Raw genomic sequence first — 14,935 nt, forward strand, 5'->3', positions numbered from 1 at the left:
TAAATAATATATAATTAACTAATCATTATGATTAAATATCAACTAAACTGTAAAAAATGTAAAATTGATTTTGATAGTTGGTTTGCTTCATCTAATGAATATGAAAGATTAAAAACTAAAAAATTATTGTCATGCATAAAGTGTGGATCTTTAAAAGTAGAGAAATCTTTGATGGCACCAAATTTATTTTCAAAAAATAATAAAATTGATACTCAAGAAAATAAAAAAATTTTAGAGATAAAAAATAAATTAAATGAATACAAAAAATTTGTTGAAAAAAATTTAGATTATGTGGGTGATAACTTTGTTTATGAAGCAAGATCGATTCATTATGAAGGTAAAAAAAGAAAAAAAGGAATTTATGGAAAAGCTTCTAATCAAGATATCAAAGATTTATCTGAAGAGGGAATTGAAACACAGGCATTACCTTGGTTTGAGGATAAAGAAAATTAATTTTTAATAAATTTTGAAATATAGTTAATAGATGTATCTTTACTTAAACTCCATTTGTCTAAAATAGGATTAAATTTAACCCCATCAGTTTTTATCATTGTCATATCAAATTTAGACAGAATATTTTTAAGATCATTTGGTTTTATAAATTTTTCCCATTCGTGTGTTCCAATAGGAAGCCATCTTAAAATGTATTCTGCTCCAATAATTGCAAATAAATAAGATTTTAATGTTTTATTAATAGTAGCCACAAACATAAGACCATCTTTTTTCAAAAGATTTGAGGAAGAATTTAAAAATAAATCTACGTTTTCAACATGTTCAACAATCTCCATGTTTAAGATTACATCAAATTTTTCTTTTTGAATTTTTTCAGGCGATGTACAAATATAATTTATATTCAAATTATTCTTTTTTGCATGAATTTTTGAAATTTCTATATTTTTTGCAGAAGCATCAATACCTGTAACTGTCGCTCCCAATCTACACATTGGTTCTGATAATAATCCTCCTCCACATCCAATATCTAATAAATTAATTCCATTTAATGGAAGTTTTTCATTTTTTTGTAATTTAAAATTTTCAATTACACTTTCTTTGATATATTTAATTCTTATTGGATTAAACTTATGCAAAGGTTTAAATTTTCCATCAACATCCCACCATTCTTCAGCCATCCTAGAAAATTTTTCTATTTCTTTTTTATTTACAGTTGTCATATATTTTAAATTGTTGACATAATTGATTAGATGTATTTTATCAAATTATTTTAATTAAAATTATAGTTATCAATGAGATCGAAAACAATAGTCCTTAAATTTGGTGGAACTTCTGTAGGTTCTATTGAAAGGATTAAAATTGTTAGTAAAATAATATTATCTCACAAGTCTAAAAATACCAAAGTAGCTGTTATATCTTCAGCCATGAGTGGTGTGACTAATGAGTTAATAAAAAAAACAAAATCTATTAGTAATAATTTTGACAGTGCTGAATATGATGCTTTATTATCAACTGGAGAACAGGCTGCTTGTGCATTGATTGCGGGTAATCTAAAATCGTTAGGACATAATTCAAGATCGTGGTTATCATGGCAACTTCCAATTTTAACAGAAGGAAATCATTCAAATGCAAGAATTTCAAATATTAAGACTAAAGATATAAAAAATTATATGAATGAAGGTGGTATTCCAATAGTTGCTGGTTTCCAAGGAATTAACTCAAATTTTAGAATAACAACAATAGGCAGAAGTGGTTCTGATGCATCAGCAATAATGTTAGCAAAATTTTTAAATGCAGACGAATGTATAATTTATACAGATGTAGATGGTGTTTATACTACAGATCCAAGAATGCATAAGAAGGCAAAAAAAATAAAAAAAATTTTTTATGATGAGATGCTGGAAATGTCTTCGTTAGGTTCAAAAGTTATGCAACCAACTTCTGTACAAGATGCTAAATTAAATAAAATTGACATAACAGTAAAATCTTCTTTTGTTAAAAAAAATGGAACATTAATAACTGGGAGTAAAAAATCATTTAGTGATCAGATAATAACTGGCATTTCCTCTACAAAAGATGATGCCAAAATAACGATTGTTGGTGTAAAGGACAAACCAGGTGTTGCTGCAGCAATATTTAAACCATTATCTGATAACTCAGTCAATGTAGATATGGTTGTACAAAATATTTCATTAAATAAGAAAGAAACTGATATTACATTCACCATCAAAGCTGATGATTTAAAAAAATCAGAAAAATTAATTAAGAATAATAAAAAGATTCAATTTAAAAAATTAGCATTTGATAAAAACTTATCAAAAATATCAATCATTGGTGTTGGAATGATTACAACGCCTGGCATAACATATAGAATGTTTAAATCATTAGCTCAAAAAAAAATTAATATTATGGTCATTTCTACTTCTGAAATCAAAATATCAGTATTAATTTCCAACAAAGATGTAAAAAAAGCAGTTGCTTGTTTGCATAAAGAATTTAACTTAGATTAATCTTTAATGAATATTCGACCATTCAGAGAAATAAAAAGAAGAAAAACCAAAATTATTAGTGTTGGCAATGTTAAGATTGGTGGTGAAAATCCAATCTCAGTTCAAACGATGACAAACACATTGACTTCTGATCCAAGTTCTACAATAAAACAAATTCATAAAATACAAGAAGCAGGCGCTGATATAGTTAGAGTTTCTTGTCCAGATAAAGAATCAACAGATGCATTAAAAATTATCAAAAAAGAAATTGAAATACCTCTTGTGGCAGATATTCATTTTCATTACCAAAGAGCAATTGAAGCAGCAGAAAATGGAGCAGATTGTTTACGAATTAATCCTGGCAATATTGGAGATGAAAAAAAGATTAAGGATGTTATAAGTGCTGCAGTTGCAAATAATTGTTCTATTCGAGTCGGAGTTAATGCTGGTTCTTTAGAAAAAGATATCTTAGAAAAATATAAAGAACCATGTCCTGAAGCACTTGTAGAAAGTGCTCTAAGAAATGTAAAGATATTAGAAGATCAAAATTTTAATAACTTAAAGATAAGTGTAAAATCATCAGACGTTTTTTTATCTGTAGCAGCTTATGAGCAACTATCGGAAAAGACTGAATATCCTTTACATTTAGGTATTACTGAAGCAGGTGGCTTTGTGTCAGGAAGTATTAAATCTTCTATAGGGATGGGTAAATTATTATTAGCCGGAATTGGTGACACTATCAGGGTGTCATTATCAGATGATCCAGTAGAAGAGGTTAAAATTGGTAATGAAATTTTAAAATCTTTAAATTTAAGAAATAGAGGAGTTAAAATAATCTCTTGTCCGTCATGTGCTAGACAAGCCTTTAAAGTCATCGATACAGTTAAGATTTTAGAGGAAAAATTATCACATATCAAAGAGCCAGTAACATTATCAGTTATAGGCTGTGTTGTGAATGGACCTGGAGAAGCTGCCATGACAGATGTTGGGATAACAGGTGGTGGAAAAGGTAATAACATGCTTTATTTATCTGGTGTTCAATCAGAAAAAATTCTTTCAGAAGATATCATATCTAAAGTTATAGATAAAGTTGAAGAAAAAGCTTTAGAGATCAGAAATAAAAAATAAACACACATGATACCAAAAAAAAATATTGATGATTTAATCTCTAAACATTCTAATTTAGAAAAAGAGCTATCCTCAAGCAATCTTGATAAAAAATTGTTTGCTGAAAAATCAAAGGAATATTCTGATTTAAATGAAATAATCGATGATGCAAAAAGTTATATATCTTTTGAAAATGAAAAAATGGATTTAGAAAAAATTATAAATGATAAAGAAAGTGACAATGAAATCAAATCTATGGCTGAACAAGAATTAAATGAATTACAATTAAATTATGAGAAATATGAAAAAAAATTAAAATTCTTTTTGTTACCTAAGGATGAGGCTGATAAAAAAAATGCGATAATTGAAATAAGAGCAGGTACAGGAGGATTAGAAGCAAGTTTGTTTGCTGGAGATCTTTTCAAGATGTATGAGAAAGTAAGTAATAAAAAAAAATGGAGTTTAGAATTAATATCAATTTCAAAGAGTGAAGCTGGCGGTTTAAAAGAAGTGATAGCGTCAATAAGAGGTAGCAATATCTACTCGACATTAAAGTATGAAAGTGGTGTTCATAGAGTTCAAAGAGTTCCAGATACAGAAACTCAAGGAAGAGTTCATACTTCAGCTGCTACCGTAGCTGTATTGCCTGAAGCAGAAGAGGTAGATGTAAAGATTAATGACTCTGATCTTAGAATTGATGTCTTTAGAGCAGGTGGTCCAGGAGGGCAATCAGTTAATACAACTGACAGTGCAGTAAGGATTACTCATATTCCTACTGGAATTTCCGTTTCTCAACAAGATGAAAAATCTCAACATAAAAACAAAGCTAAAGGAATGAAAATTTTAAGATCCAGAATTTATGAATTGGAAAGATCAAGAATAGATCAAGAGAGATCTAAAGATAGAAAAACTAAGATAGGAACAGGTGATAGATCTGAGAGAATTAGAACTTATAATTTTCCACAAGGAAGAGTAACAGATCATAGAATAAATTTAACTTTACATAAATTAGAGGAATTTTTAGAAGGGGAGGCTTTTGACGAAATGATTGAAACATTAACATTACAAGCTCAAGAAGAAAGTTTAAGCAAGCTATGAAGTTATTAGAAGCAATCACTAAAGGCGCAAATATTTTAAAAAAAAATAAAATCCCCAGTTTTTTTTTAGACTCAGAAATTTTAATAGGTAAAATACTTGATAAAAAAAGGGAATTTATTATTTTAAATCAAAATTTAGAAATAAAAAAAAATGATTACTTAAAATATATTTCTTTAATTCAAAAAAGAAGCACTCACACGCCATTAGCTTATTTAATAAAAAGTAAAGATTTTTGGAAAAGTGAGTTTTATGTAGATAATAGAGTGCTTATTCCAAGACCTGATACGGAGATAATAATTGAGGAAGTTCTAAGCATTGTAAGAGCAAAGAAAATTTATAATTTTTTGGAAATTGGAGTTGGCTCTGGATGTATAGTTTTATCAATACTTAATGAAATTAAACATTTAAAAGCTGTCGGAATAGATATCAGTCAAAAAGCTTTAGAGGTTTGTAAAATTAATTCAAAAAGATTGTGCTTGAATAGTAGATTAAAATTATATAAATCAGATATTGACAAATTTGATATTGGAAAATATGATCTAATAGTATCAAATCCTCCATATATTTGTAGATCAGATTTAAACAACTTAATGAAGGATGTTGTCGATTATGAACCAAAATATGCTCTCAATGGAGGAAATGATGGGGCAATTGAAATTAGAAAAGTAGTTAAAAAATCTTCTAAACTATTGAAAAAAGGTGGAAAATTAGTTTTAGAAATTGGACATAATCAAAAGACTAAAGTTTGTGAAATATTAAAAAATAATGAATTTTATATTCAAAAAGTTATTAAAGATTTAAGAAAACAAAATAGATGCATAGTTAGTATCAAAATTTAATTGAAAATACATGGTCACATTCAGAAATAATAATAGAAGAAACAATTTTAGAAGAAATGAAAGAAATTTCAAATCGAATAATTTAGAAAAAAATAAGCTTTCAAATAATTTTGGAGGCAAAGAGGTTTTTCAAAGAAAAAATAATCTAAGAAATTCTCAGAATGCCTCTAAACTTTTTGAAAAATATAGTAATTTAGCGAGAGAAGCTTTGTCTTCAGGGGATAAAATTTTGTCAGAGAATTATTTCCAACATGCAGATCATTTTAAGAGAATAATGAATGAAAACGAGTTACTAAAAAAAGTAAAACAAGAAAAAAATATAGAAAATACAGATTTACAATTAGGAAATTTTGATGTTGAAAATAAAATTACAGAAACCTCTCAAGATACAGATATTTCTGGTCAAAAGGTTTAAATTAAAGAAGGTTAATTATCTTAAACCCATAATTATTTCAGATTTCAAAACATCAAGTTTAATTTTTTGAGTTTCAAATTCTTTTCTAGCTTCATCTTTAAGTGTTTTGCCAGATGGTAATTTCAATGTTTGAGAATTTACTTTTTTTCCATTTACAATAACTTCGTAATGAAGATGAGGACCTGTAGATTTTCCAGTAGACCCAACAAAACCTATAGTCTGACCTTGTTTTACTCTCACGCCCTTCTTAATACCGTTAGCAAATTTTGACATATGAGCATATATGGTTTGATAGGTTGAGTTGTGTTTAATCTTTACACAATTACCTCCACCACCACACCAACCAGATTTTGTTACAATTCCATCACCTGAAGCCATGATCGGTGTTCCTTTGGGCGCAGCAAAATCAGTTCCTTTATGCATTTTGTTAAAACCATCTATTGGATGTTTTCTCATACCAAAAGGAGACGAAAGTCTCGCACCATTTATTGGTGTTTTCATTAAAGTTTTTTTTATACTCTTTCCATTTTCATCGAAATGCCCATTACCTTTTTGATCAGAAAAAAAATACAGTGGATAATCTAATCCACTTAAATTTAAATTTGCAAATAGTATTTCCCCTTTATCAATTATATTTAGTTTTTCATCTTGATATACTTCATACATTAATTGGAAATAGTCATTTTTCTTTATATCTCTTTGGAAATCAACCAGAAAACCATAAACTCTTGCAAATTCTATTATTACATTTGTTGGTATATTTTCATTTTTAGCTGACTTATACAAACTGCTCAATATAACATTTTCACTGTATAAAATTTTTTTATTCAAAACTTTTTTTTGAATTTCCAGATAAAATTTTTCACTGTTAAGATTTCTATTTACGTACAATTTCTCATTTGTTGTTTTATTGTATGTCAGATTTAAAATTTTATTTTTAGATTGATCTTTAGTAATTTTGATTAAATTTCCCGATTTAATTGAGTTAATATTTATTTTTTGTTTTAACAAATTTATAATTGTTTCTATTTCTTTAATATCTGAAGAATAATTCATTAGTATTTTTTTTAAATTTTCTCCTTCAGATATCTCATGTTCTATTTTTAGTAATTTTGGTTCTAAAGTTGAAAAAAATGAGTAAAGAGTTTTTTTTAAATAAACGTTATTTATTAATTCGTTTAGATTATTATTTTTTTCTTTATTAGTATAATTGTAAACACTTGTGAAAATTATCGTAAAAATTGTTAACAGTCCTATTAATAAATATTCATACTTTTTTCTAATATGTCTTATTAATGGCTTGATCATTTAGTTAATTATATATAAAAAATTGCTTTAAAATTGTACAAAAACCCAATGAATTTAAGGTTTTTTTTTATTTTTAAATGCTTGATTTCATTTAAAAATCCCATATAAGCATCAAACTTTCTCAAAAAAACTCAAATTTTTATAGGTTTTTTATGGGATTTTTGATGTCTATTAAATCAAATAGTTATTAAAATTGTTAATTTTTTAAGAAGAGAAGTGTGGACGGTTAAGGTTACCAAAATTTGTCGTACACACTTCAACATTTATACAAATTTTATTCTTATAATTTGTATAGAAGCTAGTGTGCGCCGTTTTTAAACTTGAGAGTTTGATCATGGCTCAGAACGTACGCTGGCGGCACGCCTAACACATGCAAGTCGAACGAAGTAGCAATACTTAGTGGCAGACGGGTGAGTAACATGTGGGTATCTGCCCTTTGGCCTGGAATAACACGAGGAAACTTGTGCTAATACCGGATAAGTCTTTACGGAGAAAGCTTTATGCACCATTGGATGAGCCCGCACTTGATTAGTTTGTTGGTGGGGTAATGGCCTACCAAGACTGTGATCAATAGCTGATTTGAGAGGATGATCAGCCACATTGGGACTGAGACACGGCCCAAACTCCTACGGGAGGCAGCAGTGGGGAATCTTGCACAATGGAGGAAACTCTGATGCAGCGATGCCGCGTGAGTGAAGAAGGCCTTTGGGTTGTAAAGCTCTTTCGTCGGGGAAGAAAATGACTGTACCCGAATAAGAAGGTCCGGCTAACTTCGTGCCAGCAGCCGCGGTAATACGAAGGGACCTAGCGTAGTTCGGAATTACTGGGCTTAAAGAGTTCGTAGGTGGTTGAAAAAGTTGGTGGTGAAATCCCAGAGCTTAACTCTGGAACTGCCATCAAAACTTTTCAGCTAGAGTTTGATAGAGGAAAGCAGAATTTCTAGTGTAGAGGTGAAATTCGTAGATATTAGAAAGAATACCAAATGCGAAGGCAGCTTTCTGGATCAATACTGACACTGAGGAACGAAAGCATGGGTAGCGAAGAGGATTAGATACCCTCGTAGTCCATGCCGTAAACGATGTGTGTTAGACGTTGGAAATTAATTTTCAGTGTCGCAGCGAAAGCAATAAACACACCGCCTGGGGAGTACGACCGCAAGGTTAAAACTCAAATGAATTGACGGGGACCCGCACAAGTAGTGGAGCATGTGGTTTAATTCGAAGATACGCGCAGAACCTTACCAACACTTGACATGTTCGTCGCGACTTTAAGAGATTAAAGTTTTCGGTTCGGCCGGACGAAACACAGGTGCTGCATGGCTGTCGTCAGCTCGTGTCGTGAGATGTTGGGTTAAGTCCCGCAACGAGCGCAACCCTCACTTTTAGTTGCCATCATTAAGTTGGGCACTCTGAAAGAACTGCCAGTGATAAGCTGGAGGAAGGTGGGGATGACGTCAAGTCCTCATGGCCCTTACGTGTTGGGCTACACACGTGCTACAATGGTATTTACAACAGGAAGCGAGACGGCGACGTCAAGCAAATCCTCAAAAGATACCTCAGTTCGGATTGCACTCTGCAACTCGAGTGCATGAAGCTGGAATTACTAGTAATCGTGGATCAGCGTGCCACGGTGAATGCGTTCCCGGGTCTTGTACACACCGCCCGTCACACCATGGGAGTTGGTTCTACCTTAAGGCAAGGTTTTAAACCCTTGACCACGGTATAGTCAGCGACTGGGGTGAAGTCGTAACAAGGTAGCCGTAGGGGAACCTGCGGCTGGATTACCTCCTTTCTAAGGATGAATGAAAACTCTTTTTCATTCTAAATAATATACAGGCTAATGTTGACCGTCCTCGTTTCTCTTCTTAAAAGTGAGTGTTTCTCTTGAATGGGGGCCGGTAGCTCAGTTGGTTAGAGCACACCCTTGATAAGGGTGGGGTCGAAAGTTCGAGTCTTTCTCGGCCCACCAAAAGATTAAGGGGGATTAGCTCAGCTGGGAGAGCGCCTGATTTGCATTCAGGAGGTCAGCGGTTCGATCCCGCTATCCTCCACCAAAACACTTAGTTATATAAAATTGTAAATAAAATTTAATAATATCAATATCTATATCCGAACATTAACAAATTGTTATCAAGTTAATGTTCAAACAAAAAATTTGATTCAACACAGAATTTTTTTCTGTGCATAAATCAAGCGTTTAAGGGCGTGTGGCGGATGCCTTGGCACTGAAAGCCGATGAAGGACGTGATATACTGCGATAAGTTTCGGGGAGCTGTATGTAAGTTTTGATCCGAAAATTTCCGAATGGGGAAACCCACCACTTTATGTGGTACTTTAAACTGAATACATAGGTTTAAAGAGACAACCTGGAGAACTGAAACATCTAAGTAACCAGAGGAATAGAAATCAATTGAGATTCCGTTAGTAGTGGCGAGCGAACGCGGAACAGGCCAGTAATTTAGTTAAAAAAATTTGAATAGTTTGGAAAAGCTAACCATAGAGGGTGATAGTCCCGTATGAGTAATGTTTAATTAAATTCTTGAGTAAAGCGGGACACGTGAAATCCTGCTCGAATATAGGGGGACCACCCTCTAAGCCTAAATACTCTTCAGTGACCGATAGTGAACTAGTACCGTGAGGGAAAGGTGAAAAGAACCCCTATTAGGGGAGTGAAATAGAACCTGAAACCGCATGCCTACAATCAGTCGAAGCTCTTTTTAGAGTGACGGCGTACCTTTTGTATAATGGGTCAGTGACTTAATTTATTAAGCAAGCTTAAGCCATCTAGGTGTAGGCGCAGCGAAAGCAAGTCTTAATAGGGCGATAAGTTTAATGAATTAGACCCGAAAACGAATGAGCTTACCATGAGCAGGTTGAAAGTAAGGTAACACTTACCGGAGGACCGAACCAGTTGACGTTGAAAAGTCTTTGGATGACTTGTGGTAAGGGGTGAAAGGCCAACCAAATTCGTAGATAGCTGGTTTTCCGCGAAAACTATTTAGGTAGTGCGATGAATAAATAGATGCTTAGAGGTAGAGCACTAAATGGGCTAGGGGGAAGAGATTCTTACCAAACCTAATAAAACTCCGAATGCTAAGCATTGTTCTTCATCAGACAGACTGTGGGTGCTAAGGTCCATGGTCGAGAGGGAAAGAGCCCAGACCACCAGATAAGGTCCCCAAATTATGATTAAGTGTGAAAGGATGTGGAAATTCCTTAACAGCCGGGAGGTTGGCTTAGAAGCAGCCATCCTTTAAAGATAGCGTAACAGCTCACCGGTCTAATAGAGTTTCTGCGCCGAAGATGTAACGGGGCTAAAATCATATACCGAATCTGTGGGTTTATAAAGTTTTCGAACTTTATAAGCGGTAGCGGAACGTTCTGTAAGCCTGTGAAGGGATACTCGCGAGAGATCCTGGAGGTATCAGAAGTGCGAATGCTGACATAAGTAACGATAAAAGAAGTGAAAAACTTCTTCGCCGAAAATCCAAGGGTTTCTGCGCAAGGTTAATCCGCGCAGAGTTAGTCGGCACCTAAGGCGAGGGCGAAAGCCGTAGTCGATGGAAATAAGGTTAATATTCCTTAACCAGATGGTAGTGACGGATCTTGTAAGTTGTGAGTTCTTAGTGGATTGAGCTTGCCGCGAAAAGGTTCCAAGAAATAGCTCCATCATTAGACCGTACCCTAAACCGACACAGGTGGATTAATAGAGTATATTTAGGCGCTTGAGAGAATGATGTTGAAGGAACTCGGCAAAATGCTTCCGTAACTTCGGAATAAGGAAGACCTTTTAGTAGGCAACTATTAGAGGGTGGCACAAGCCAGGGAGAAGCGACTGTTTATCAAAAACACAGGGCTCTGCTAACACGTAAGTGGATGTATAGGGTCTGACGCCTGCCCGGTGCTGGAAGGTTAATGCGATGGGTGCAAGCTCATTTCTGAAGCCCCAGTAAACGGCGGCCGTAACTATAACGGTCCTAAGGTAGCGAAATTCCTTGTCGGGTAAGTTCCGACCTGCATGAATGGCGTAACGATTTCTCCGCTGTCTCCAACATCAACTCAGTGAAATTGAATTCTCCGTGAAGATGCGGAGTTCGCGTAGTTAGACGGAAAGACCCCGTGCACCTTTACTGCAACTTTACATTGGTATTAGGAAAAACATATTTAGTATAGGAGGGAGACATTGAAGCAGAGGCGTCAGCTTTTGTGGAGTCAACAGTGAAATACCTCTTTTGTTTTTCTTGGTATCTAACTGATTGCCGTCATCCGGCATCAAGACATTGTATGGTGGGTAGTTTGACTGGGGCGGTCGCCTCCCAAATAGTAACGGAGGCGTGCGAAGGTAAGCTCAGAACGGTCAGAAATCGTTCGTAGAGTGCAATGGCATAAGCTTGCCTGACTGTGAGACTGACAAGTCGAGCAGAGTCGAAAGACGGTCATAGTGATCCGGTGGTTCTGAGTGGAAGGGCCATCGCTCAACGGATAAAAGGTACGCCGGGGATAACAGGCTGATACTGCCCAAGAGCTCATATCGACGGCAGTGTTTGGCACCTCGATGTCGGCTCATCACATCCTGGGGCTGGAGCAGGTCCCAAGGGTTTGGCTGTTCGCCAATTAAAGTGGTACGTGAGCTGGGTTCAGAACGTCGTGAGACAGTTCGGTCCCTATCTGCTATGCGTGTAGAAGAATTGAGAGGAGTTGACCCTAGTACGAGAGGACCGGGTTGAACATACCACTGGTGGACCGGTTGTAGCGCCAGCTGCAGTGCCGGGTAGCTAAGTATGGACGAGATAACTGCTGAAAGCATCTAAGCGGGAAACTCACCTCAAAACTAGTTCTTCCAATAGAGCCGTGGTAGACCACCACGTTGATAGGCTGGGTGTGGAAGCGCAGTAATGCGTGCAGCTGACCAGTACTAATAGCTCAATTGGCTTGATTTATGCACTGAAAAAAATTTTTATATAATTTAGATTTTAAAAAACTATTTTAATCTATGGTACCAAAATAAATTTTAATATTCTTATTATTATTACTAACTATTTCTTTATCAAAATTTTTTTATAAAAATGAACATAAACAAACATATTAGTGAGATTAATCGTAACGGTTTTTCAATAATTGAAAATGTTTTTACAAAAAAGGAGTGTGATCAGTACATTGTAAAATGTGAAAAAGTACTTCAATTACTGCTTAGTAAAAAAAAAATCAACACAATAAGCACTGAAGCACAAGCAATTGATAATCCATTTCAGTATGACGACTTTTTTTTTAAACAAGTTTATTTTAAAAAAATTGATAATCTTTTAAAAAAGTTATTAGATGAAAACTACGTACTGATAAATAGCAACCTCATAAATAGAAGAAAATTCAATCATCCTAACATAAAGACATCCCTGGCAAGAACAGCGGAATGGCATACGGACTCTAGATATTTGGGAGGGAAGAGACTTGGCAAGGGATTAAGTTTTATTGTTTATATTGCTTTAGAGGATTTTTCTAAAGAAAATGGCGCAACTTGCTATATTCCCAAAACACATCTAATAACAAAAATACCTAAAAGACATGGACGATATAAACATAAAATTTTAAATTTAAAAAAAGGTAACATGATAATATTTGATAGTGGTCTTTGGCATAAAGGAGGTGAACCTACTCACAAAAGCAGGTGGAGTATTTTTAATTATTATGGTCCTTGGTGGATGAAACCTTACTATTTATTTGATAAAATGTTAGGTGAAGAAAAAATTAACTCTTTAAATAAAAATATAAAAAAAATGCTGCATTGTTATTCTACTCCTCCAAAAAGTAGTTGGGAAAGAATTTCAACAATTGTTACTCCAGATGGAGAAAAATATTAAGAAAGTTTTAAAGAGTAATTTTTGACGACGTTATATGTAAAACCTTTTTTTCTTTAGGCTTTGTAATTTTGAGTTTGAATTTTTTTTCATTTAATTTTTTCCAGCCAAATTTTTCATAATATTTAACAACTTTTTTATTACAAAATAGTATGGAAAAACTTCTTTCATGATTTATAAAATTTTTAATAAAATCCATTAAAAAAGAAGAAAGATTCAATTTTCTATATTTTTTATTTATGATTAAAGTGTCAAAATGAAAATATTGAATATTTTGCATCTTATATACACATTTTTCTTTTCTTAATAATACATATCCAACAAAAACTTGCTTGTAGTACATTAAAAAATGATGATCATTTTTTTTTACATTTTTATCAAAAAACTCTTTTTGAGAAACAAGCCCTTTTTTCCAGTGAGTATCTTTTAACTTAAGAATATTGTTGACCAAATTTTTGTTGAGATGAGATGTTTTTAGGTTTAAGAGTTTTAACATTATTTCTTAAAGTTAATTTTTAATGAATTATAACAGTTTATATAAATTAGTCTCTACACGTCAAGCAACCATAGGTGTAATTGGTTTAGGATATGTGGGCTTACCTCTTTCAATATTATTTTCAAAAAAGGGCTTTAAGGTTATTGGATTTGATATTGATAAAAAAAAAATTGAACAAATCGATAAAAGAAAATCATACATTGATAGGATTTCTAGTAAAGAAATTGCTTATATTTTAAAAAAAGGTTTTTGCACTTCTGATTTCTCTAATGTCTTAAAATGTGATTTTATAATTATTTGCGTACCAACGCCTTTAAAAAAAAATAAACCAAATTTAGAATACTTAAAATTTACAATTAAAAATATAAAAAATTTCTTAAAACCTTATCAAGCTATAGTGTTAGAAAGTACTAGCTATCCTGGCACAACTAGAGAAATGATAGGATCTTTACTAGATAAAAAATTTAATTTAGGTAAAAATTTTTATTTAGGTTTTTCATCAGAAAGAATTAATCCTGGATTTAATGAAAATTCAATAAACAAAATACCAAAAGTAGTTTCAGGATATTCAGAAAAGTGTTTAGAAATTATAAAATTTTTTTACAAAAAAAGTTTTAAGAATATAGTTCCAGCTAAAAGCTTAGAAATGGCAGAATTTTCAAAATTATTGGAAAATATTTATAGATCAGTAAATATTGGCTTTGTAAATGAAATGAAATTAGTTGCAGATAAAATGGGATTAGATATCTTTGAAATTTTAAAGCTTGCTAAAACGAAACCTTTCGGTTTTCAAGCTTTTGAGCCTGGGCCAGGCATCGGTGGACACTGCATACCCATTGACCCAAATTATTTACATTGGAGAGCAAAAAAATTTGGTATTGACACTAAGTTTATTAAATTATCAGAAAAAATAAATTTAGAAGTTTTAAAATTTATTATTTCTAAAATAAACTTTATTAAAAAAAATAAAAATTTAAGAAAAAACTTTAATATTTTAATTTTAGGACTTTCTTATAAAAAAAATGTTGATGATTTAAGAGAGTCAGCCTCTTTAAAATTAATAGAATATTTAAATAAAAAAAAAATAAATTTTCAATTTTCTGATCCATATGTAACCAAAAAAATTCAAACTAGATCAATAGATCTAAGTAAAAAAAGTTTAAAGCTAAACAAAAAAAACTTAAAAAAATTTGATATAACAATTTTAATGACAGATCATGATGCATTTAATTATGATTTAATATACAAAAATTCAAATATGATTATTGATTGTCGTGGTCGTTATTCAATTGATAACAAGGTAATAAGAGCCTAATTATAAAAACTGTAATATTATAGAATCTTAAAGTTACTTTTTAATCTAAATAGGTTATTTAT

At 32.3% G+C, this 14,935-nt stretch carries 11 protein-coding genes, 2 tRNA genes and 2 rRNA genes; 12 read left to right on the forward strand and 3 right to left on the reverse strand.

Translation table 11 applies throughout. From position 1 onward, the window contains the following. Positions 1-27 precede the first annotated feature (27 nt). On the forward strand, positions 28-453 hold the full coding sequence (locus ACTT90_RS04970; protein ID WP_440937720.1) for a DUF1178 family protein: 426 nt from the start codon (positions 28-30) through the stop codon (positions 451-453). Here ACTT90_RS04970 and ubiG read toward each other — a convergent pair. Beyond that, positions 450-1,172 (reverse strand): bifunctional 2-polyprenyl-6-hydroxyphenol methylase/3-demethylubiquinol 3-O-methyltransferase UbiG, encoded by a 723-nt coding sequence (ubiG, locus tag ACTT90_RS04975; protein WP_440937721.1) that lies wholly within the window; start codon positions 1,170-1,172, stop codon positions 450-452. The genes ACTT90_RS04970 and ubiG overlap by 4 nt on opposite strands. A gap of 72 nt (positions 1,173-1,244) precedes the next feature. Here ubiG and ACTT90_RS04980 point away from each other — a divergent pair, with 72 nt between their 5' ends. Genes ACTT90_RS04980 through ACTT90_RS05000 form a run of 5 tightly spaced genes read left to right on the forward strand, consistent with a single transcriptional unit; the run spans position 1,245 to position 5,900 of the window. After that, entirely contained in the window at positions 1,245-2,462 is a 1,218-nt protein-coding gene (locus tag ACTT90_RS04980; RefSeq protein ID WP_440937722.1) for an aspartate kinase, read from the forward strand. A 6-nt stretch (positions 2,463-2,468) separates the two neighbouring features. Continuing rightward, entirely contained in the window at positions 2,469-3,569 is a 1,101-nt protein-coding gene (gene ispG, locus ACTT90_RS04985; protein WP_440937723.1) for a flavodoxin-dependent (E)-4-hydroxy-3-methylbut-2-enyl-diphosphate synthase, read from the forward strand. A gap of 6 nt (positions 3,570-3,575) precedes the next feature. Continuing rightward, positions 3,576-4,646: a peptide chain release factor 1 gene (gene prfA, locus ACTT90_RS04990; protein WP_440937724.1), complete on the forward strand. Its 1,071-nt coding sequence runs from the start codon at positions 3,576-3,578 to the stop codon at positions 4,644-4,646. Next, the gene (gene prmC / locus ACTT90_RS04995; RefSeq protein ID WP_440937725.1) at positions 4,643-5,485 is read left to right on the forward strand and encodes a peptide chain release factor N(5)-glutamine methyltransferase; all 843 of its coding nucleotides are present in this window, start codon (positions 4,643-4,645) and stop codon (positions 5,483-5,485) included. Before prfA ends, prmC begins: the two co-directional genes overlap by 4 nt. Before the next feature lie 10 nt (positions 5,486-5,495). After that, the gene (locus ACTT90_RS05000) at positions 5,496-5,900 is read left to right on the forward strand and encodes a DUF4167 domain-containing protein (RefSeq protein ID WP_440937726.1); all 405 of its coding nucleotides are present in this window, start codon (positions 5,496-5,498) and stop codon (positions 5,898-5,900) included. A gap of 15 nt (positions 5,901-5,915) precedes the next feature. Here ACTT90_RS05000 and ACTT90_RS05005 read toward each other — a convergent pair whose 3' ends face one another. Next, positions 5,916-7,208 carry a M23 family metallopeptidase gene (locus tag ACTT90_RS05005; RefSeq protein ID WP_440937727.1) on the reverse strand — a complete coding sequence of 431 codons (1,293 nt, stop codon included), beginning with the start codon at positions 7,206-7,208 and terminating at the stop codon, positions 5,916-5,918. A 316-nt stretch (positions 7,209-7,524) separates the two neighbouring features. Between ACTT90_RS05005 and ACTT90_RS05010 the strand changes: the two genes are divergently transcribed. The 5 genes from ACTT90_RS05010 (at position 7,525) to ACTT90_RS05030 (ending at position 13,065) form a co-directional block, all read left to right on the forward strand. Beyond that, a 16S ribosomal RNA gene (locus ACTT90_RS05010) occupies positions 7,525-8,999 on the forward strand. 100 nt (positions 9,000-9,099) lie between these two features. Continuing rightward, a tRNA-Ile gene (locus ACTT90_RS05015) sits at positions 9,100-9,176 on the forward strand. 9 nt (positions 9,177-9,185) lie between these two features. Further along, positions 9,186-9,261, forward strand: a tRNA-Ala gene (locus ACTT90_RS05020). A 133-nt stretch (positions 9,262-9,394) separates the two neighbouring features. Then, a 23S ribosomal RNA gene (locus ACTT90_RS05025) occupies positions 9,395-12,147 on the forward strand. The 16S and 23S rRNA genes sit together here with 2 tRNA genes alongside, the layout of an rRNA operon. A gap of 126 nt (positions 12,148-12,273) precedes the next feature. Then, positions 12,274-13,065, forward strand: coding sequence for a phytanoyl-CoA dioxygenase family protein (locus ACTT90_RS05030; RefSeq protein WP_440937728.1), 792 nt, complete (start codon positions 12,274-12,276; stop codon positions 13,063-13,065). A gap of 7 nt (positions 13,066-13,072) precedes the next feature. Here ACTT90_RS05030 and ACTT90_RS05035 read toward each other — a convergent pair whose 3' ends face one another. Further along, positions 13,073-13,558 carry a GNAT family N-acetyltransferase gene (locus ACTT90_RS05035; RefSeq protein ID WP_440937729.1) on the reverse strand — a complete coding sequence of 162 codons (486 nt, stop codon included), beginning with the start codon at positions 13,556-13,558 and terminating at the stop codon, positions 13,073-13,075. A 22-nt stretch (positions 13,559-13,580) separates the two neighbouring features. On the opposite strand from ACTT90_RS05035, the gene ACTT90_RS05040 reads away from it, so the two are divergent. Further along, positions 13,581-14,873 carry a nucleotide sugar dehydrogenase gene (locus tag ACTT90_RS05040; protein ID WP_440937730.1) on the forward strand — a complete coding sequence of 431 codons (1,293 nt, stop codon included), beginning with the start codon at positions 13,581-13,583 and terminating at the stop codon, positions 14,871-14,873. Positions 14,874-14,935: the final 62 nt, after the last annotated feature.

Source organism: Candidatus Pelagibacter sp., from assembly GCF_052049935.1.
GTDB lineage: Bacteria > Pseudomonadota > Alphaproteobacteria > Pelagibacterales > Pelagibacteraceae > Pelagibacter.